Below are 18,768 nucleotides of genomic sequence, written 5' to 3'. Positions count from 1 at the left end.
GGTCTCGACTTTCTCTTTTGAGCGAGTCGAGCCATGCGTTTCCCCAAATCTGCTTTAGCCCTGGCGGTTGCCGCGGCACTCACTTTGTCAGCCTGCGGCGGCGGGGGCACCACCACCGCGTCCAACACGCCTGAGCAGCTGGCTGCAGTGCACCAGGCTGCAGTCCAAACCGGGGTCTTTCTCGACTCCGCCGTGGCCGGGGTGGACTACACCACCGACAGCGATGCCACCCCGCGCCAGACCAACGCGGCGGGGCAGTTCTTCTACAAATCCGGCGAGACCGCCATCTTCAAGCTCGGCGGCGTCTTGCTGGGTCGCGCCAAGGGCGCCGATGTGGTGGCGCTGGCCGACCTCGACGAGCAGGGCGAAGACGCCCCCCGCACCCAGAACACCGCGCAACTGCTGCAGGCGCTCGATGACGACGGCGACCCGAACAACGGCATCGTCATTAGCGATGTGGTGCGCCAGCGTTTTGCCAACATCAAGTGCGATCTGTCCGACCGCACCCAACTGACCGCCCTGTTCCAGCAGCAACTCGCCGATTTTAAGCTCAGCCTCACCGATCCGCGTTACGCCAAGGCGCACCTCGAAGACTCGCTCTCGCTGATTGGCCGCACCGTCACCAGCACCTTCACTTACCAGGGCGCGGGCGCGGCGCAGGGCGCGCAGCTCAGCGTGAGCAAGTACGCCATCGGCAGCCAGAGCCGGTTCAACGTGCCCTATCCCGGCAATCAGAACTACATCAAGGCCGAGTTCCCCAAAGGCTTCCCCATCAGCCTGGGCTCGGGTTTGGCTCTCAAGGGCGTGGACAAGCAGGGCAATCTGCAGTTCTGGGTGATAACGGATCGCGGCCCTAACGGAGATTCGCCAGACCTGCGAAACGCCGACGGCAGCACCACCGCGACCAAGTCGTTTCCCGCGCCCGCATTCAATCCCGAGTTTGGCGTGGTGACTGTGGGCACCGGCAAGGGCAACCGTCGCGCCACGCTGGAAAGCACCACCCCGCTCAAGGACATCGACGGCGCTGCGATGAGCGGCCGCCCCATTCCTCCGGGCACGGTCGGATCGACGGGTGAAACGCCGGTCAGCGACACCCTGCAGATTCTCAAAAACGCGCAGGGCGGCATCGCATTTGACGTGCACGGCATCGACCCCGAAGCCGTGGTTGCCACGCCCGATGGCAAGTCGCTGTGGATGACCGACGAGTACGGCCCCTTCGTGTTCAAGGTGAACGCCGCCAGCCGCCGGATCGAGACCAAGCTGGCGCCCGGCAGCGGCCTGCCCGACATCGTCAAGTATCGCCAGCCCAACCGCGGCATCGAAGCCATCGCTCTTGCACCCAACGGCAATCTGCTGGCCGGCGTGCAGAGCATTCTCAAGATGGATGACGCCAAAGACAGCAACGGCAAAACGCAGAAAACCACCAAAGCAGTGTTCACCCGCCTGGTGCAAATTCAGCCGGGCGGCGGCACCCGCATGTTTGCGTATCCCCTCACCGATGCCAGCGGGGCCGTTCCCTACAGCAAAAACAAGGACGCCAAGATCGGCGACCTCGTGGCGCTCGACGACAACCGTTACCTCATCATCGAGCGCGGCACGCAAGCGGATGGCAAAGATCACAACATGATCTTCCTCATCGACCTCAGCGGCGCGACTGACCTCACCGGCAAGACCATCAACGGCCTGGAGCCCGAGTATCAGACCTCGCTCAAGGCGCTGACCGACGGCGGCATCATCCCGGTGAAAAAGACCCTGCTGTTCGATATGGTCGAAGGCAGCGGCTTTGGCTGGGTATCCGGCAAGACCGAGGGCATGGCCCTGGTGGACGCGCAGACGATTGCTGTGGCCAACGACAACGACTTCGGCCTTGCGGCGGAAATCGTCGGCCCGAATGGCGAAATCCTCAAAGGTGACGATTGCGAAATGGACGCCAGCGGCCAGATCCTGGCGGGTACGGGCAAGTGCACCGCTCCGGGCGCTTACACCTATCGCATCGTCCGCGGCAAACCGTGGGAGACGCCTTCGCGCCTGTTCCTCATCAAACTGCCCAAGCCAGTGCTGGACTACGCCTCTTGAGCGCGGCTAAACCATGAAACTCCCGCCTGAGCGATTTGCACAGGCGGGAGCTTTTCAATTCAAAAACAACCGCGTCACCGGGTTGTCGGTTTCCTCGGTGTAGTGGTAGCCGAGTTGCTGCAAAAACTGGCTGAACGCCTTTTTGTCTGCGGGCGGCACCTGAATGCCCACCAGCACGTGACCGCTGTCGCCGCCCTGGTTGCGGTAGTGGAACAGGCTGATGTTCCAGTCCGGGCTGAGCGCATCGAGAAAGCGCAGCAGCGCGCCGGGGCGTTCGGGAAAGTCGAAGCGCAGCAGGCGCTCGTTTTCCGCCATGCTCTGCCCCTGCGCGCTACGCGGCGCGGGGCCGCCGACGAGGTGGCGCACATGCACTTTGGCCAGTTCGTTGTCGGTCAGGTCGAGCACGCCGTAGCCTGCGCGCTCGAAAGTCTGCGCCATTTTCTGCGCATCCTCGCGGCCGTTGACCGTCAGGCCGACGAATACATGCGCCTCTTCCGGCCGCTTGATGCGATAGGTGAATTCGGTCACATTGCGCGCACCCACCAGCCGGCACAGGCGGCGAAAGCTGCCCGGCTTTTCGGGAATGGTCACGGCAAACAGCGCCTCGCGCGCCTCGCCCACCTCGGCGCGCTCGGCGACGAAGCGCAGGCGGTCGAAATTCATGTTCGCCCCGCAGGTCACGGCCACGAGGGTTTCGCGCTTGATCTGATGCTGCGCGCAATAGGCCTTGACGGCGGCGACCGACATCGCGCCAGAGGGCTCCAGCACGCTGCGAGTGTCTTCGAACACGTCCTTGATTGCGGCGCTCACCGCGTCGGTATCGACCACGACGAAATCGTCCACCAGATCGCGCACCAGGCGGAAGGTCTCGCGCCCGACCTGCTTCACCGCCGTGCCGTCGCAAAACAGCCCCACTTCAGACAGCGTGACCCGACGGCCCGCCTGCACGCTGCGCAGCATGGCGTCGGAATCGACCGTCTGTACCCCGATCACCTTGATCTCCGGCCGCACCGCCTTGATGTAAGCGGCCACCCCCGAGATCAGCCCGCCGCCGCCGATGGCGCAAAACACCGCATGAATCGGCGCCTGGTGCTGGCGCAGAATTTCCATGCCGATGGTGCCCTGGCCCGCGATCACGTCCGGGTCGTCGAACGGGTGGACGAAAGTCAGCCCTTGTTTGTCCTGCAGCGTGAGGGCGTGGGCGTAAGCGTCGCTATAGCTGTCGCCTTGCAGCACCACGTCCACGCTGGCGCCGCCAAAAGCGCGCACCGCGTCGATTTTCACCTTCGGCGTGGTGGCGGGCATCACGATCACCGCGCGGCAACCCAGCCGGTGCGCCGACAGCGCCACGCCCTGCGCGTGGTTGCCCGCCGACGCGCAAATCACGCCGCGCTTGCGTTCGGCCTCGGTCAGCCGCGACATCTTGTTGTACGCCCCGCGCAGCTTGAAGCTGAACACCGGCTGCGTGTCTTCGCGCTTGAACAGCACCTTGTTGTGCAGGCGGCGCGACAGATTGCGCGCGGGCTCCAGCGCCGATTCAATCGCCACGTCATACACCCGTGCGTTCAAAATACGCTGTAGATAGTCGGTATGCTTCGCGGCCATTTGGATCTTCCCATAGCAAAAGAACCGATTCTATGAACCCCGCTGATCGCACCTTGCAGACATGGCCGTGCTGATGCCGCCCGATTGGGCTGGCGCCGCCCTCGGTATGTGGCATGAATTGCTGCAGTCCGCTTCCGGACCGGGAGGGCTTTACGTGTTGGCGGCGCTCAGCTTTGCGGCGGCCACCCTCATCCCCTTCAGTTCCGAAGCCGTGCTGCTGGTGGTGATTGCCGCGCAGCCGCAACACACCATGCTGGCTGTGCTCGTCGCCACCGCCTCCAATACCCTCGGCGGCATGACCACCTACGCGCTCGGACGCTGGGTGCGCCATTGGCAGACCCCCGACGCTTGGCGCTGGGCGCCGCAAGTGCGCCACTGGGGCGCGCCCATCACCGTGCTGGCCTGGGTGCCTGGCATCGGGGATGCCCTCGTGGTCGTGGCCGGCTGGCTGCGCATCAACGCCTGGGCCTGCGCCGCGTGGATGCTGCTCGGCCGCAGCCTGCGCTACATCACTGTGGCAGGTCTGGCTTGGGCGCTATGAAAAACCGGGCAAAAAAATACCCGGGCGGATGATGATCATCGGCCCGGGTAAGAATCCACCAAAGGAGGAGGTGGAGGAGACAATTGGTGCGTCAAACTCAACGCATGATGCAATATTAGAGGATGCTTATGTATCTTGCATAGCCCATCTGTGCATCATGGTATTGTTAAATAAGTATTCACTTATTCTATGCGTAAGTCATTGAAAAATAATTGAATTTTTCTGGATTTTGGCGGGAATCTGCCTCTGCGCGTCTATGTCACCCACATCGAAATTGACGCGAGTCAACGAAATTCGGGTTTAAGGCAATTTCAGCACTGCAGCCAGCACGCCGACTGCAATCACCAGCATGCCGCCGATTTTGATCGTCAGCCGCAGTTCGAGCTCGCGTAAATCCGGTTTGGTGGCCAGATCCGCCTCACCTTGCGCTTCGCGAAAAGCATCAGCCACCGCTTCGGCCTGAGCGTCGGGCATGCCCGATTCGCGCAATTTGCGAATGAATTTGTGCGTGTCTAAGGTCACGGTAGCCATGCAAACAATTGTAGGTCCCCTGCAGAACCGCCGACAATCGCAACACCCCTCAATAGGAAACAGGAGAAACATCGATGCAATGCACCGTGCAGTGGGAAGGAAAAGACGCGGAAGGCAACGACGGCATGGCCTTCACCGCCCACACCGAAACCGGTCACACCCTACGCATGGACGGCGCCCCGGCCAGCGCACCGGGCGAACCCGGCGGCCACAACCTCGCGCCGCGGCCGATGGAAACCGTGCTCGCCGGCACGGGCGGCTGCACCGCCTACGACGTGGTCTACATCCTCAAAAAAGCGCGGCAGGATGTGCGCGGCTGCGAGGTGCGACTTGACGCCGAGCGCGCCGCCACCGATCCCAAGGTGTTCACCCGCATCCATATGCACTTCGTCGTGACTGGAGTGAATCTGCGCGAAGACATGGTTCGCCGGGCTGTCGAGCTCTCGCATACCAAGTATTGCTCGGCCAGCGCCATGCTGGAAAAAACGGCGACGATGACTTTCAGCGTCGAGTTGGCCCAGGAATGACCGCCGCATCAGCGCCTGTCTGCAATGTTGCATTTTGATGACACTTTGGGCCAGAGCCGCAAAAAAGCTTGAGGACAATCATCAAGCGCGATCAAATCTCTAACACGCATGCTATGACATCAATGTTTGCATGTTCATTCCCCCGCCCGCTCAGACATCGCCCTGGAGAGTGTGTCGAGAAGCGGAACACTTCAAACCTAACGGAGCACAGAATGAAAACGCAAAGTTTCACTAAAACCCAAGGTTTCGCAAAAAAATCCCTTATCGCCCTGGCCGTGGTCGGTGCCTTCTCGGGCTCGGCATTCGCGGCTGACAGCGTGCAGCTATACGGCATTATCGATATGGGTGTGACGCATTACTCTGGTCTGGCGCCGACCGTGAACGGCCAACCTGACACCTCAGGCAAAAGTGGTACGGCGTCTTATACCGGCTTGAGCTCTGGCGTGGTCGCTGGCTCGCGCATCGGTCTCAAGGGCACAGAAGACCTGGGCGGCGGCCTGAAGGCTATTTTCCAAGCGGAAACCGGCTTTTGTGCGGCGGGCACCAACCAGACTGGCACAGGCGGCTCTGCTTACTGTACGGGTAGCGGCTTCATGGGCCGTACCACGCTTTTGGGTTTGCAAGGCAACTTCGGTACCGTGCAGATGGGCCGCTACTTCACCAGCATGTTCAACAACGAGGTCAACTACGATCCGTTCCAGGCGGGCTTTACCGGTGCGTACTCGAACTTGAGCCTAGGCATTAATGGCCTTAGCCCGAGCGGCGAAGGTGGAAATGCCTCAGGTGCAGCAGTCAACTATCTACTGCGCAGCAATCAAACCATCACCTACATCTCTCCCAATCTGTCTGGCCTGACTGTGCAGGCGGATTACTCGTTCAACGACGGCTCAGCAACGGCTCCTTTAGTCCAGGGCGGCAACACCACCAAGCTGTGGTCTTTGAACGGCAACTATGCCTTCGGGTCGGCGACCGTGGGCGCTAACTACAGCAAAGTCACCAACGTCACCGTTGCGCCTAGCAGCACAGTGGCCGATGGCGCTTACAAGGTCTGGCAGTTGTTCGGCTCTTACGACCTGAACGTGGTCAAGCTCTCGGGCATTTATGAGCGCGGCACCGCCGACTACTACTCGGGTAACGATTCGTCCTGGTTGCTTGGCGCCACCGTGCCGGTTGGCGCCGGTGCGGTGATGGTGTCGTACAGCCAATACGGCACGTCGCTGGCACCTACGGGCACATCACTCAGCACCTCCAAGGCGAAACAATACGCCATTGGTTACAGCTACAACCTCTCCAAGCGCACCATGCTCTACACCTCCTATGCGCATATGAGCAACGATTCTGCTGGCGCAAATCGCACCGGCACCGCACTGGCCGTCAACGACGCGACCAACTTCAGCGCGGGTGTCACTGGCCAAGGCTCCAACGGCTTCGCTGTGGGCATTCTGCATTCGTTCTGAGACTGACAGCCCGCCAGCTCTGGCGGGCATCACCTAATCTGGCGTGACGGCCAGACTGCACTCAACAGCCCGCCCGCGGGCTGTTTTTTGTTGTTGTGGGGCAACAAAAACCTGAGGTAATTGCTCTTGCCATATGCATCGCCGCTGATGCACTGTTAAATTGTTGAGGTCTCGGAAGCGGAATGCTTTAGGTCTGCGACGAGCTGGGCACAGCAGAGCAAAACTCTGCAGCCCGTCTCTTTACCGGCCATCACGGTCGGCCCTTTACAACCTGGAGATGCAACCATCATGAAAAAATCACTCATCGCGCTGGCTGTGGTTGGCGCTTTTACCAGCAGCGCCTTTGCAGAAGGCAGCAATGTTCAGCTCTATGGCATCATCGACCTGGGCGTCACCCATTTCACCGGGTTGCGGCCTTCGTCGGGCACGGGCACCGTGTCTTCAACGGGCCTGGATTCCGGCGGCCAGTCCTCCTCTCGGATCGGCTTGAAGGGGTCGGAAGACCTGGGCGGCGGTCTGAAGGCGATTTTCCAAGCTGAAACCGGTTTCTGCGCAGCAGGCACCAATCAAAACACCAACGGCACTGGCGGCAATTCGAATGGCTACTGCAGCGGCGGCGGCTTCATGCAGCGCACGTCGATTGTCGGCCTGACCGGCGGTTTCGGTACGGTTGTTGCAGGCCGTATGAACACTCCTTTGTGGAACGATGAAATCGCAGCTGACCCGTTTGGCGCTGGTTTGACGGGCAACATCGACAACATCTCTAATGTGCGATTCGCCAGTGTGCAACGCGCGAACCAAACAGTCGCTTACGTGTCGCCTGATCTCATGGGCTTTACTGGCACTGCGGTGTACTCTTTCGCTCCTACCTCGGCAACGGTTAATCTGGCACAAGGTGGCAGCACCACCCGGGCCTGGGAACTCAACGGCGCGTACAAAAACGGCCCGATGTTCGCGACGCTCGATTATTTGCGCATCACCAATATCAATGGCTTGACTGCGAATTCGTCTAGCGGCAACGCAGACAAGCATTGGCAAGTAACTGGCGGCTATGATTTCGGTATCGCCAAGGTTACAGGTCTATATCAGGATCTGAAGGTTGATGCTTCCAGCGGCAAGCGGACTGTATGGATGCTAGGCGCTTCCGTCCCGGTGGGCGCAGGTGCGGTGCTGGCTTCTTATGGGCAAGTCAAGGACACGATTTCCAACCCTGACACTGGAAACAATACGGCCAAGCAATACGCTATCGGTTACACCTACTCCCTATCCAAGCGTACCAACCTGTACACCTCATACTCGCACATCAGCAACGACACCAATACGGCACTGGCTGTAGGCGATTCCTCCACTGCGAACCTGGGTGTTGCTGGTCAATCGTCCAGCGGCTTCGCCCTGGGCATCCGTCACAAGTTCTGATCAGCGCAAGCTGCTCTAGCAACTGCCTTGAAAGCCGCCTTCGGGCGGCTTTTTTTCGACTGTATAAATCGCAAAAAGGCCGGGGAGCGGTCGTGTTGCGGCAGGCATAATGCCCGCACAGGAGGGTTGCCCAATGCACATTGTTCTACCGGTAGACGGATCGACTTACACCGCGCGGGCTGCGCAGGTTTTGGTGCAGCAGGTGCGGCAATACAAGGAGCCGCCGCGCATCACCCTGCTCACGGTGGCGCTGCCCATCGGCACGCCGCTGGCGCGCGCGCAGCTCAGCAAGGCCACGCTGGACGAGTATTACTGCGACGTCAGCGCGCAGGCGCTGGCGCCCGCTGAAGGCGTGCTGAAACAGGCCGGGCTGGTGTTCGAGTCTCGTTTTGTGGTGGGCGACCCGGCCGAGCAGATCGCCGCCGAGGTGACGCGTCTGCAGCCCGACCTGCTCATCATGGGCACGCACGGCCACTCGGCGCTCAAGGGCTTCGTTATGGGGTCTGTGGCGAGCAAGGTGGTGGCGTCCACCACGGTGCCGGTGCTGCTGGTGCGGTGAGCCGCCGCGGCGGCGCGTTAACAGGCCCTACCGCTGGCTCAGCGCATTGCCCACCAGCTTGGAGGTGATGTCCACGATCTGAATCATGCGGTCGTAGGCCATGCGGGTGGGGCCGATGACGCCGAGGGTGCCGACCACTTTGCCGTCGGCCGCATAGGGTGCGGTGATGACGGAGAGTTCTTCGAACGGCACAGCCTCGCTTTCGCCGCCGATGTAAATGCGCACGCCATCGGCGCGGGCGGAGGCGTCCATCAGTTTGAGCAACTGGGCTTTTTGTTCGAACAGATCGAAGAGCTGGCGCAGCTTGCCCAGATTGCCCGCAAAGTCGCCGATGCCGAGCAATTGCTGTTGCCCGGAGATGACCACTTGATCTTGTGGCTGCTGCAGCGCCTGGCTGCCGGCCTGCACGCCGGCCTGCATGAGGGCGACGAGTTCACTGCGCAGGTGTTCGACTTCGCTGCCGAGTTTCTGCGCGACCTGCTCGAAACTCAGGCCGGAAAAATGGGCGTTGAGGTAGTTGGTTGTGGTGTTGAGCTCGTTCTGGCTGAGGGCGTGTGGCCAGTGCAGCATGCGGTTTTGCACATCGCCCTCGGGGCTGACGATGATGAGCAGAATGCGATGTTCGCTCAACTGCAGAAATTCGATGTGGCGAAACGCGGCGCTGCGCTGCGGCGCCAGCACCACGCCGACGAATTGCGACAGGCTGGACATGAGCTGCGCCGCCCGCATCATCACTTGTTGCGGCGGGGCGGTGTCGATGTGCTGTTGCAGCGTCTGCGGCAGCAGATCGGTTGGCATCTGCGGCTGGGCGGTGAGCATGGCGTCGACGAACACCCGGTAGCCGCGCGGGGTGGGAATGCGCCCGGCCGAGGTGTGCGGGCTGGCGATCAGGCCCATATCTTCGAGATCGGCCATGACGTTGCGGATGGTGGCCGCGGACAACTCCAGCCCCGAAGCGCGCGACAGCGTGCGCGAACCCACCGGCTGACCGTCGGCGATGTAGTGTTCGATCAGGGTTTTGAGCAGCAGTCGGGCGCGTTCGTCCATGCGCAAATTTTAGGGCGCAGACGACACGCGGGCGCAACGCGCTACGCTGGACTTGCGCCTGTGCTGTAATTTGCCGTCAGGGCGGTGTTCTCCGCCGTGCCTCACCTAAGAACTCCATGCCCCGTACCGTGTTCCAGCAGGTCTTGCTGATCGGCAAATATCAGGCGCCGCAGGCGCAGCGCAAACTTGGCGAGATCGCCGCGCGGCTGAGCCGGGCCGGGGTGGATGTGTGGGTGGGCGAGCTCACCGCGCAGCACACCGAGCTGCCTTACCCGGTGCTGCGCAGCAGCGAACTGGCCGAGCGCACCGCGCAGGGCGGCTGGGTGGCGGTGGTGCTGGGCGGCGACGGCACCATGCTGGGTGCGGCTCGCAGGCTCGCTCCGCTGAAAGTGCCGCTGGTGGGCATCAACGCAGGGCGGCTGGGCTTCATGACCGATATCGCCGACAGCGACTGGGAGCCCGCGATCGACGGACTGATGGCCGGCGACTTCGAGCGCGAGGAGCGCGCCATGCTCAGCGGCGCGGTGGAGCGTGCGGGGCAGACCATTTTCAGCGCCATTGCGGTGAATGATGTGGTGGTCAATCGCAACGGCGCGTCGGGGCTGGTGGAGCTGAAGGTGGAGGTGGACGGGCGCTTCATGTATGTGCAGCGGGCAGACGGCCTGATCGTCGCCACGCCGACGGGCTCCACGGCCTATGCGCTGTCGGCCTACGGGCCCATTCTGTACCCCAGCGTGGACGGTGTGGTGCTGGTGCCGATTGCGCCGCATACCCTGTCGAATCGCCCCATCGTGCTGCCGGGCGGTGCCGATATCGTGATCGAGGTCGTCACGCCGCGCGACGTGAGCGTGAACTTCGACATGCAGAGCTATGCCGAGCTGATCGGCGGCGATCGCATCCGCATCGGGCAGGCGCCGCATCGCTGCGTGTTTCTTCACCCGCCGGGTTGGAGCTATTTCTCCACCCTGCGCCGGAAACTTCATTGGCATGAAGTGCCCGATGAATCCTGAACATTTGCGTCTTTTCGCCTGAGACATGCTGCTGCATCTGCATTTGCGCGACTTTGTCATCGTTCCCGAGCTCGACATCGATCTGGCGGGGGGCTTCACCGTGCTCACCGGAGAAACCGGCGCGGGCAAATCCATCCTGATCGACGCGCTCAAGCTGGCGCTGGGCGAGCGTGCCGACAGCAGTGTGGTGCGCGCGGGGGCGCAGCGCGCAGAGATCAGCGCCGAGTTCAGCCTGAGCCCGCCGCTGGTCGCCTGGCTGGACGAGCAGGGATTCGCCGCCGAGGCCGACACGCTGCTGCTGCGCCGCGTGATCGACGCGCAGGGCAAGTCGCGCGGCTTTCTCAACGGCAGTCCGGCCACCGCCGCGCAACTCAAGGCCGCGGGGGAATGGCTGGTGGACATTCATGGGCAGCACGCCTATCAGGGGCTGGTGCGGCGCGAAGTCGTCACCCACCTGCTCGACGGCTACGCCGGGGCGCAAGACGAAGCCCGGGCCGTCGCGCTCGCCTGGGCCCAGTGGCGCGATGCCGACGCGGCCTTGCAACAGGCTAGAGGCGACGTCGGCGCGTTGGCGGAAGAACGCGAGCGCCTGCAGTGGCAGTGCGAGGAACTCGATCGTCTGCGTCCCGCCGTGGGCGAGTGGGCCACGCTGGAGAGCGAACACAAGCGACTGGCGCATGTCAGCAGTCTGCTCGAAGACTTCGCTCTGGCGCAGGGGGCGCTTGACGGCGAGGACGTGAGTGCGCTGTCTTTGCTGGCGCAGGCGCAGCAGGCGCTGGAGCGAGCGGCGCAGGTCGATGCCGGGCTGCAGCCGCTGGTGCAGCAGATCGACGCGGCGCAAACCAGCCTGAGCGACCTCAGTCACGAACTGCGCCGTCTGGCCGAGCGCACCGAGGCCGACCCGCAGCGTCTGGCCGAACTCGACGCCCGGCTTTCGGGCTGGATGAATCTCGCACGCAAGCATCGCGTGGCGGCGGCCGACCTGCCGCAAACCCATCACGCCCTGCGCGACAAACTCCAGCAGCTCGACCGCAGTATCGACCTGCCCGCGCTGGAAAGCGCCGAACAGGCCGCGCAGGCCGCGCTGCAGAAGGCGGCGGCCAAGCTGAGCACGAAACGCCGCAAGGCCGCGCAGCAACTGGCCAAGGCGGTGCAGGCGGCCATGCAGGAACTGGGCATGCCCGGCGGGCGCTTCGATGTGGCGCTCACCCCGCTCGACGCCGTGGGCGCGCGCGGAGCGGAGGCGGTGGAACTGCAGGTGGCGGCGCATCCCGGCGCGGAGCTGCGGGCGCTGGGCAAGGTGGCCAGCGGCGGCGAGCTGTCGCGCATCGCCCTGGCCGTCGCCGTGACCACCAGCGCCCTGCAAGACACCGAAACCCTGATCTTCGACGAGGTGGACGCAGGCATCGGCGGCGCCGTGGCGCAAACTGTGGGACGGCTGCTGCGCCGCCTGGGGCTTGACCGGCAGGTGCTGGCCGTCACCCATCTGGCGCAGGTGGCCGCTTGCGCGCAGCAGCATTTCGCGGTGCGCAAGCACAGCACGGACGGGCAGACCGCCAGCCTGCTCGACGCGCTCGATCTGTCACAACGGCGCAGCGAAATCGCCCGTATGCTGGGCGGCAACGCGCAATCGAGCGCCGCGCTGGAACATGCCAGCGAGCTGCTCTCGGCTTGCGAAACCCCGTCCCTGGAAACCCGATGAGCCCGTCTGAAACCGCTGCTGTCCCAACGCCTGCCGATGCGCGAGCGACCCACCAGCTGGTGCTGATTTCCGGGCTGTCCGGCTCGGGCAAGTCGGTGGCGCTGACCGCGCTGGAAGACTCTGGCTATTACTGTGTGGACAACCTGCCGCCGCAACTCATCACCCCGCTGGTCGAACAGACCCGCGCCTCGGGGCAAAAGCGCGTGGCCGTCGCGGTGGACGCGCGCAGCGCCGAGTCGCTGGCCGACGTGCCGGGGCTGCTCGAAAACTTGCGGGCCAGCTGCGAGGTGCACGCGATCTACCTCGACTGCGCCACCGACACGCTGGTGCAGCGGTTTTCGGAAACCCGCCGCCGCCACCCGCTCACCAGCCGCGTGACCGCGCAGCAGATCGGCAACCCTGCTGCCGCCCGCGGCGAGGGCTACGCCAACGCGCTGATCGAGTCCATCGAGATGGAGCGCGAACTGCTGCGCCCGGTGGCCGAGATCGGCCTACACATCGACACTAGCCAGATGAAGTCCGCCCAGTTGCGCGACTGGATCAAGCAAACCGTGCGGGTGCAGGACAGCCAGATGGTGGTTCTGTTCGAGTCGTTCGCGTTCAAGCGCGGCGTGCCGCTCGACGCCGACTATGTGTTCGACGTGCGCATGCTGCCCAACCCGCACTACGACCCGGTACTGCGGCCCCTGACCGGGCGCGACGCCCCCGTGGCCGAATTTCTGCTGCGCCAGCCCGAGGTGCTGCAGATGCAGGCCGACATCAGCGGGTTTTTGCAGCGCTGGCTACCCAAGCTGGCCGCCGATCACCGCAGCTATGTCGGCGTGGCCATCGGCTGTACCGGCGGGCAGCATCGTTCGGTGTTTCTTAGCGAACAACTCAGCCGCGCTTTCGCCAGCCAGTACACCGTACTGCTGCGTCACCGCGAGTTGGGCGCGACGGGGACGAGCGAGCAGTGACCCGCGTCCGCCGCCGGGCCGTTGCCCAGTGCGAGAGGAGGCGGTTCGGCAAACCGGTCGTGCGGCGTGCTCACGCGCCAGTCCAGCACCAGCAGCAAGACCACAGCGGCCCAGAACAGGGCGATCAGCCAGGGTAATTTGCGTTTCATCGAGAGTTCCTCAAGACATTCGCCGCGCCGCCCCAAGAATGTCCGCCCCTTGAGGGGAGAACCGAGTGCAGCGATAGTTTTCGGGGTGGGCTCAATCCGCCATGCCCAGACGATGGCGCACGCGCACGCCCACCAGGCTGCCCACGAATGCGCAGGCGAACCATACCCAGCCGTGCAGGCTGCCGGTGGCGATGCCCGAGAAATACGCGCCGACATTGCAGCCGAAAGCCAGCCGCGAGCTATAGCCCAGCAGCAAGCCAGCAACAACTGACGCCAGCCATTGCCGAGCGGGCAGGCTCACCGCTGGGCTGGCTTTTCCGCGCCAGCTGGCAGCGATGAGCGCGCCCAGCAACAAACCCAGATCGGTGACGCTGGTGTTGTCGGCCAATACCGTGGCGTGCAACTGCGCCTGCTGGGCCGGCAGGCCCCAGAAGGCGTTGCCGCTCAGATCGAAGCCCAGCGCCTGCACGATCTTGGCGCCCCAAAGACCCAGGCCGTAAACAATGCCCCAAGGCTGCCCGGCAACCACCAGATTGGCGGCCGCCAGCAGCCCCAGGCCGATGGCGGCCCACCACACCGCAGGCCCGCGCCAGCGTGAAGGTTGCGTGGCGCGAAACCTCCACAACAACGCGGCCAGCAGGGCGAGGGCCGCAAGCTGGACGATCAGCGTTTCGGCGGCCCCGAGGCGGTGCACCAGATTGACCGGCGGCAGAGCGCCCAGCGATAGCCAGGCTGGAAGTTGCGCCGCGCCGAGAAAGCTGCCGAACACGAACGCTGGCAGCACGGCAAGACTCACCGGATGACCGAGCCCGGCCTTGTACAAAGTGCCCGAGCCGCAGCCATCGGCGACCTGCATGGCGGCGCCGAACACGAAGGCGCCTATCAGCAGGCTAATGGAAAGCGGCCCGTCGGCGCCCTGCAGCGCGGGCTGCGCGGCCAGCAGAGGCACGCTGATGAGCATGGCCACCGCGATGCCGACGAATTGCGTCCAAAGCCCTATGGGGTCGCGCCGAGTCATCCATACCCTCCAGCCGGTGGTGAAGCCGAAGGCGGCCGCCGAAAGCAGCACGCCATAGCCCAGACCGATCAGCCAGAGCAGACCCTGCCGCCAGCCGACCAGCCAGATGATGGCGGCAAACCCGGCCAGACCGCTGAGCATCAACAGGCTGCGGCTAAGGCGGCGTTGTGCTGGGTGTGTCGTCTGCGCTGCTGCGGTGTGATGCGTTGAGCTCAGAGCGCTTGCCATGTCTGTTCCAGTTGCTGCCGGAGTTGCTGCCAGCGGGTGGGGACATGCGCCATGGGGGCGTCGGCGCGCGACCAGTCCACCATCGAGCCGGGGTAGAGCGCCACATGCGGGCGGTGCAGAACTTCGGACAGCACGAACGAGTTGGTTGCGGCCCAGTGGCCGGTATTGCAGAACGAGACGGTCTGCACGGCGCCGGGCTGCTGTGGCAACTGAGCAGCGATTCGCTGCAGCGTGGACACAGCGGGCAGGGCGCCGCTGCCCGGCTCAAACCAGCGCAGATTGTCGAAGTCCAGCGCGCCGGGCAGGGTGCCGGGGCGACTTGCGGCGGGGGCTTTTTCGCGGCCCAGGTAGAAAGCCTTGGGGCGGGCATCCAGCAGCAGCGTGCGGGGGTGACCGAGATCGCGCGCCACCTCGGACCGGGTGGCGAGCAGGGCGTCGTCGAGTTGCGGGGTGAACGCGCTGGGCGTCGGTGCGGGCGTGGGCTGGCGGGTGAGCGGCAGCGCGGCGGCCTGCCAGGCGGTCATGCCGCCGTTGAGAATGGCGAGATGCTTCAGTCCCAGCCATTTGAGCGTCCAGTACACGCGGGCGGGTGCGCCGAAATCGCTGGGATCATCCCCGGTGGCGACGAGCACCACGGGGGTTTCCGCGTTCAGGCCCAGTCGCCGCACGAGAGCGGTGAACCGAGGCAGCGGCAAGAGCTGGCCCGGATTGTTGGAGGGGCCACGCCAGTCGGCATAGGGCGCGGGAAGTGCTCCGGGAATGTGCGCCACGTTGGCCGCTGCCGCATCATCGCGAAGGTCGATGATGCGCACCTGCGTAGGTTGAGTGGCCAGGGCTTGCGCCGAGATCAGCGGACCGAAAGTCTGCGCCGCGCCCGGCGCGGATGGCTCGGATGGCGCTGCGCTGACGCCTTGTTGCAAGGCCCAGGCGGCGAGCAGCCAGCCCAGGGCGCAGATGCGGCACAGACGTGACCAGGCGGAACGGCGAGGGGGCTGAAGAGAAGAAGGGGCGGGGGACGGCGTGTTCATGCACTGCATTCTGGAAGTCTGGCGGCGAAAACGGAAATACAGAGTTGTCATGCGCATCCAACCGCAGGGCATATGAGATCAGCCCGCCGGACCATGCGCTCTGCGCAGTGCTAACCTGTTTTCTCATACCCATCGCAGAGTGGAACCCATCATGCACGCCCCAAGCCATCCAGACCGGGTTACGCATCCGGCGCCTGAAGTTCGTCATGACTGACCCCGACCAGGCGGGTCGCCCCAGCGCAGAATGGATCGACCAGTTGCCGGCCTGTGTAGCGATGCTGGTGGGCGATACCGTGCGTTACGCCAACCCCGCAGCGCTGCGGCTGTTGCGGGCGCGCCAGCCGTCCGACGTCATCGGGCGCGAGGTCGATGTCTTCATTCACCCGCTCGACCTGCACCGCGCGCTGGCGCGGCTGCGTCACGCCGAGGGTGGCGGCATCAACCCGGTCACTGAAATTCGCGCCTATACCTGCGACGGCCAGCCGCTGATGCTGGCCATGAGCAGCGCCATCGTGGTGGTGGACGATGAACGTGCGGTGCTGGCGACCTTTCTCGACATGACCGAGCGAGCCGCGATGGAGCAGCGTCTGCGCCAGACCGACGAAGACTTCCAGCGCATGATGAACACCATGCAGGATGTGTTCTACCGCACTGATGCCCAGGGCATCACCCGCTACGTCTGCCCGGCGGTGAAGAACGTGCTGGGCTACACCGCCGAGGAAATCATCGGCCTGCCCGCTGCGGCGTTCTATCCCGATCTGTCGGAGCGCGACGCCCTGGTGGCCGAGATTCGCCAGCACGGTGCGGTGCATGATTTTCCGGGCCGCATGCGGCGCAAGGATGGGGTGATCATCGACATCTCCATCAGCACCCAGGCCTTGCGCGACGAGCAGGGCCAATACGCCGGGGTCGAAGGCATCTGGCGCGACATCAGCGAGCGCAAGGCGCTGGAGCGTCGGCTCGAACATCTGGCGACCTTCGACAGCCTGACCGGCATCCACAACCGCTCCAGCATTCTGGGTATTCTCGAGCGGTTGTTGCAGCGCAAGGCGTCGCTGTCGGTGCTGTTGCTCGATCTCGACTATTTCAAGCGCATCAATGATGGCTTCGGCCACGCCGCGGGCGACCGGGTGCTGTGTCGCTTCGTCCAGATCATCGAGGACGAAAAGCGCAGCCGCGATTTTTTCGGACGGCTGGGCGGCGAGGAGTTTCTGTTGATTCTTGACGGCGCGGACGAGGCCGAGGCGGGGCAGATCGCCGAGCGCCTGCGCGCTGCGGTCAGCGCTGAGGCCATCGCCTTGGCCGAGGGCGAGGCAGTGGCGCTCACGGTCAGCATCGGCATGACCCAGTCGCGCTCAGGCGATCAGCGCACCGCCGATGTGCTGGTGCGCGCCGACTGGGCGCTCTACCGCGCCAAGCAGATGGGGCGCAACTGCGTGTGCGGCGAATCGTCCCAAGGGGGAGCCTAAGAAACACGCCGGGCCGCCCCAAGTGTTTCGTTGCCCCCAGGGGGGAGAGCCGCGTGCAGCGCGGCTTTCGGGGGGGCTAATATTCGTTTTTCACCCCACCGGCCAGGGCGACAAAGGCCCGCGCGGCGACGGCCACGAACGGCCGCAGCCACCACGGCGCCCGCGTGCGCAGACGGTCGGGCGTGTTGATGGGCAGGGACTGCGCGATCTGGCTTTCGATATGCGCACCCAGTTCCAGCGCGAAGGCGCGGTCGAGCACGGCGAGATTGGCTTCGAGATTGACCAGCAGCGACAGCGGGTCGATGTTGGAGCTGCCGACCGTGGCCCAGTCGGCATCGACCACCGCCACCTTGGCGTGCAGGTAGGCGGGGGTGTATTCATAGATATGCACCCCGGCGCGTAACATTTCGCCGTAGAGCGCGCGCGCCGCCCACGCCGCCATGCGGTAATCGATACGGCCTTGCAACAGCAGCTCGACGCGCACGCCGCGTGCCGCTGCATTTTTCAGCGCCTGGCGAAACTCCAGCCCCGGATAGAAGTAGGGGCTGACGATGAGCACGCGGTTGCGGGCGCGGTTGATGGCGCGGATGTAGCTGTGCTCGATGGCGCGGCGTTGCGAGAAGTTGTCGCGCACCACCAGCGCGGCCAGGCTTTGCGCGAGGGTCTGCGGGGTGGGGCGGGGTGCGGGTGTGCGGGGCGCGGTCGCTGTGGCGCTGCTGGGCGGCAGTGGCGCGCCGTCTTCGTCGGCTACGGGCATGTCGCTGCCCCAGTCCAGCAGTTCCTGCCAGTAGGCGCGGCGGTTGGGCGAGGTGTCGAACACGCCGGGGCCGGGCAGTTTGCGCAGACGGCGCTGCAGGCTGCCGGTGAGCACGGTGCGCAGCCACAGCCGCTGCATCACCCACTGCGTCTGGCGCGCGAGATGGCCGTGGTATTGCACCGCATAGTCGAGCCGGGGCTGCGCGCTCCAGCCGTGGTGAATATCGAGTCGGTCGTCGATGAGGTTGATGCCGCCGATGAACGCGGTGTGCGCGTCCACCACGCACAGCTTGCGGTGCAACCGCCGCCAGCGACCCCGCTGCACGACATCGAGCCATTTGCGCCAGGGACGAAACACCATGAACTCCACCCCGGCTTCGGTGAAGCGGCCGGAGAGCGCTTCGACACTGCGGCTCGAACCCAGCCCGTCCACCAGCACCCGCACCTGCACCCCGCGCCGCGCGGCATCGCACAGCGCGCTGGCCAGAGTCATTGCGGCCTCGTCGGTATGAAAGATGTAGGTCTGCAGCCAGATGCTTTCGCGAGCCTGTTCGATGGCCTGTTGCATGGCCGGGAATAGCGCGCTGCCGTAGGGCAGCAGCCGCGGGGCGGCGCCGCCGGTCCAGCGCAGCGGTTCATCGAGAGGGTGGGGCAGCGTGTCGGCTTGCAAGGACGGGGCAGGCAAGGGGCGGC

The 18,768-nt window shown here is 64.4% G+C and carries 17 protein-coding genes; 10 read left to right on the top strand and 7 right to left on the bottom strand.

Features of this window, described 5'->3' with window-relative positions; translation table 11 throughout:
- The first annotated feature begins 33 nt into the window (after positions 1-33).
- Positions 34-2,076, top strand: coding sequence for an esterase-like activity of phytase family protein (locus BIO17B3_RS07390; protein WP_156053618.1), 2,043 nt, complete (start codon positions 34-36; stop codon positions 2,074-2,076).
- A 54-nt stretch (positions 2,077-2,130) separates the two neighbouring features.
- On the opposite strand, the gene ilvA is transcribed toward BIO17B3_RS07390, so the two are convergent.
- A complete protein-coding gene (gene ilvA / locus BIO17B3_RS07385; protein WP_156053617.1) occupies positions 2,131-3,681 on the bottom strand; it encodes a threonine ammonia-lyase, biosynthetic in 1,551 nt (516 codons plus the stop codon).
- 61 nt (positions 3,682-3,742) lie between these two features.
- Here ilvA and BIO17B3_RS07380 point away from each other — a divergent pair, with 61 nt between their 5' ends.
- Positions 3,743-4,222 (top strand): YqaA family protein, encoded by a 480-nt coding sequence (locus tag BIO17B3_RS07380; protein WP_013124296.1) that lies wholly within the window; start codon positions 3,743-3,745, stop codon positions 4,220-4,222.
- A gap of 300 nt (positions 4,223-4,522) precedes the next feature.
- Here the strand turns inward: BIO17B3_RS07380 and BIO17B3_RS07375 are convergent, their stop codons facing one another.
- Positions 4,523-4,753 carry a hypothetical protein gene (locus BIO17B3_RS07375; RefSeq protein WP_013124295.1) on the bottom strand — a complete coding sequence of 77 codons (231 nt, stop codon included), beginning with the start codon at positions 4,751-4,753 and terminating at the stop codon, positions 4,523-4,525.
- 74 nt (positions 4,754-4,827) lie between these two features.
- On the opposite strand from BIO17B3_RS07375, the gene BIO17B3_RS07370 reads away from it, so the two are divergent.
- The 4 genes from BIO17B3_RS07370 to BIO17B3_RS07355 all read left to right on the top strand — a co-directional run bounded on the left by BIO17B3_RS07370 (position 4,828) and on the right by BIO17B3_RS07355 (position 8,712).
- On the top strand, positions 4,828-5,280 hold the full coding sequence (locus BIO17B3_RS07370; protein WP_156053616.1) for an OsmC family protein: 453 nt from the start codon (positions 4,828-4,830) through the stop codon (positions 5,278-5,280).
- 212 nt (positions 5,281-5,492) lie between these two features.
- Positions 5,493-6,737, top strand: coding sequence for a porin (locus tag BIO17B3_RS07365; RefSeq protein ID WP_013124293.1), 1,245 nt, complete (start codon positions 5,493-5,495; stop codon positions 6,735-6,737).
- Between the two features lie 288 nt (positions 6,738-7,025).
- Complete coding sequence (locus tag BIO17B3_RS07360; RefSeq protein WP_013124292.1) at positions 7,026-8,153, top strand: porin; 1,128 nt, start codon at positions 7,026-7,028, stop codon at positions 8,151-8,153.
- Positions 8,154-8,286: 133 nt separating this feature from the next.
- Positions 8,287-8,712 carry a universal stress protein gene (locus tag BIO17B3_RS07355; RefSeq protein ID WP_013124291.1) on the top strand — a complete coding sequence of 142 codons (426 nt, stop codon included), beginning with the start codon at positions 8,287-8,289 and terminating at the stop codon, positions 8,710-8,712.
- Positions 8,713-8,739: 27 nt separating this feature from the next.
- Here the strand turns inward: BIO17B3_RS07355 and hrcA are convergent, their stop codons facing one another.
- Complete coding sequence (hrcA, locus tag BIO17B3_RS07350) at positions 8,740-9,759, bottom strand: heat-inducible transcriptional repressor HrcA (protein WP_156053615.1); 1,020 nt, start codon at positions 9,757-9,759, stop codon at positions 8,740-8,742.
- A gap of 116 nt (positions 9,760-9,875) precedes the next feature.
- On the opposite strand from hrcA, the gene BIO17B3_RS07345 reads away from it, so the two are divergent.
- From BIO17B3_RS07345 to rapZ, 3 genes are read left to right on the top strand one after another with little or no spacing between them, the layout of a single operon-like run.
- Positions 9,876-10,769 carry an NAD kinase gene (locus BIO17B3_RS07345; RefSeq protein ID WP_156053614.1) on the top strand — a complete coding sequence of 298 codons (894 nt, stop codon included), beginning with the start codon at positions 9,876-9,878 and terminating at the stop codon, positions 10,767-10,769.
- A 25-nt stretch (positions 10,770-10,794) separates the two neighbouring features.
- A complete protein-coding gene (recN, locus tag BIO17B3_RS07340) occupies positions 10,795-12,471 on the top strand; it encodes a DNA repair protein RecN (protein ID WP_156053613.1) in 1,677 nt (558 codons plus the stop codon).
- Entirely contained in the window at positions 12,468-13,427 is a 960-nt protein-coding gene (gene rapZ / locus BIO17B3_RS07335; protein ID WP_156053612.1) for an RNase adapter RapZ, read from the top strand. Before recN ends, rapZ begins: the two co-directional genes overlap by 4 nt.
- Here rapZ and BIO17B3_RS07330 read toward each other — a convergent pair.
- The 3 genes from BIO17B3_RS07330 to BIO17B3_RS07320 form a co-directional block, all read right to left on the bottom strand.
- Complete coding sequence (locus BIO17B3_RS07330; protein WP_156053611.1) at positions 13,388-13,576, bottom strand: hypothetical protein; 189 nt, start codon at positions 13,574-13,576, stop codon at positions 13,388-13,390. The genes rapZ and BIO17B3_RS07330 overlap by 40 nt on opposite strands.
- A gap of 91 nt (positions 13,577-13,667) precedes the next feature.
- Positions 13,668-14,822 (bottom strand): YeeE/YedE family protein, encoded by a 1,155-nt coding sequence (locus BIO17B3_RS07325; protein WP_156053610.1) that lies wholly within the window; start codon positions 14,820-14,822, stop codon positions 13,668-13,670.
- The gene (locus tag BIO17B3_RS07320; RefSeq protein WP_232054212.1) at positions 14,807-15,850 is read right to left on the bottom strand and encodes a sulfurtransferase; all 1,044 of its coding nucleotides are present in this window, start codon (positions 15,848-15,850) and stop codon (positions 14,807-14,809) included. The genes BIO17B3_RS07325 and BIO17B3_RS07320 overlap by 16 nt, the downstream gene beginning before the upstream one ends.
- A gap of 206 nt (positions 15,851-16,056) precedes the next feature.
- Between BIO17B3_RS07320 and BIO17B3_RS07315 the strand changes: the two genes are divergently transcribed.
- Positions 16,057-17,319, top strand: coding sequence for a GGDEF domain-containing protein (locus BIO17B3_RS07315; RefSeq protein ID WP_156053609.1), 1,263 nt, complete (start codon positions 16,057-16,059; stop codon positions 17,317-17,319).
- A gap of 76 nt (positions 17,320-17,395) precedes the next feature.
- Here BIO17B3_RS07315 and clsB read toward each other — a convergent pair whose 3' ends face one another.
- Positions 17,396-18,760: a cardiolipin synthase ClsB gene (gene clsB / locus BIO17B3_RS07310; protein ID WP_156053608.1), complete on the bottom strand. Its 1,365-nt coding sequence runs from the start codon at positions 18,758-18,760 to the stop codon at positions 17,396-17,398.
- Between the last annotated feature and the right edge of the window lie 8 nt (positions 18,761-18,768).

This window comes from Thiomonas sp. OC7, from assembly GCF_900634595.1.
Classification (GTDB): domain Bacteria; phylum Pseudomonadota; class Gammaproteobacteria; order Burkholderiales; family Burkholderiaceae_C; genus Thiomonas; species Thiomonas arsenitoxydans.
The sequence above is the reverse complement of the archived record's forward strand: the minus strand, read 5'-3'. Positions and strand labels throughout refer to the sequence as shown.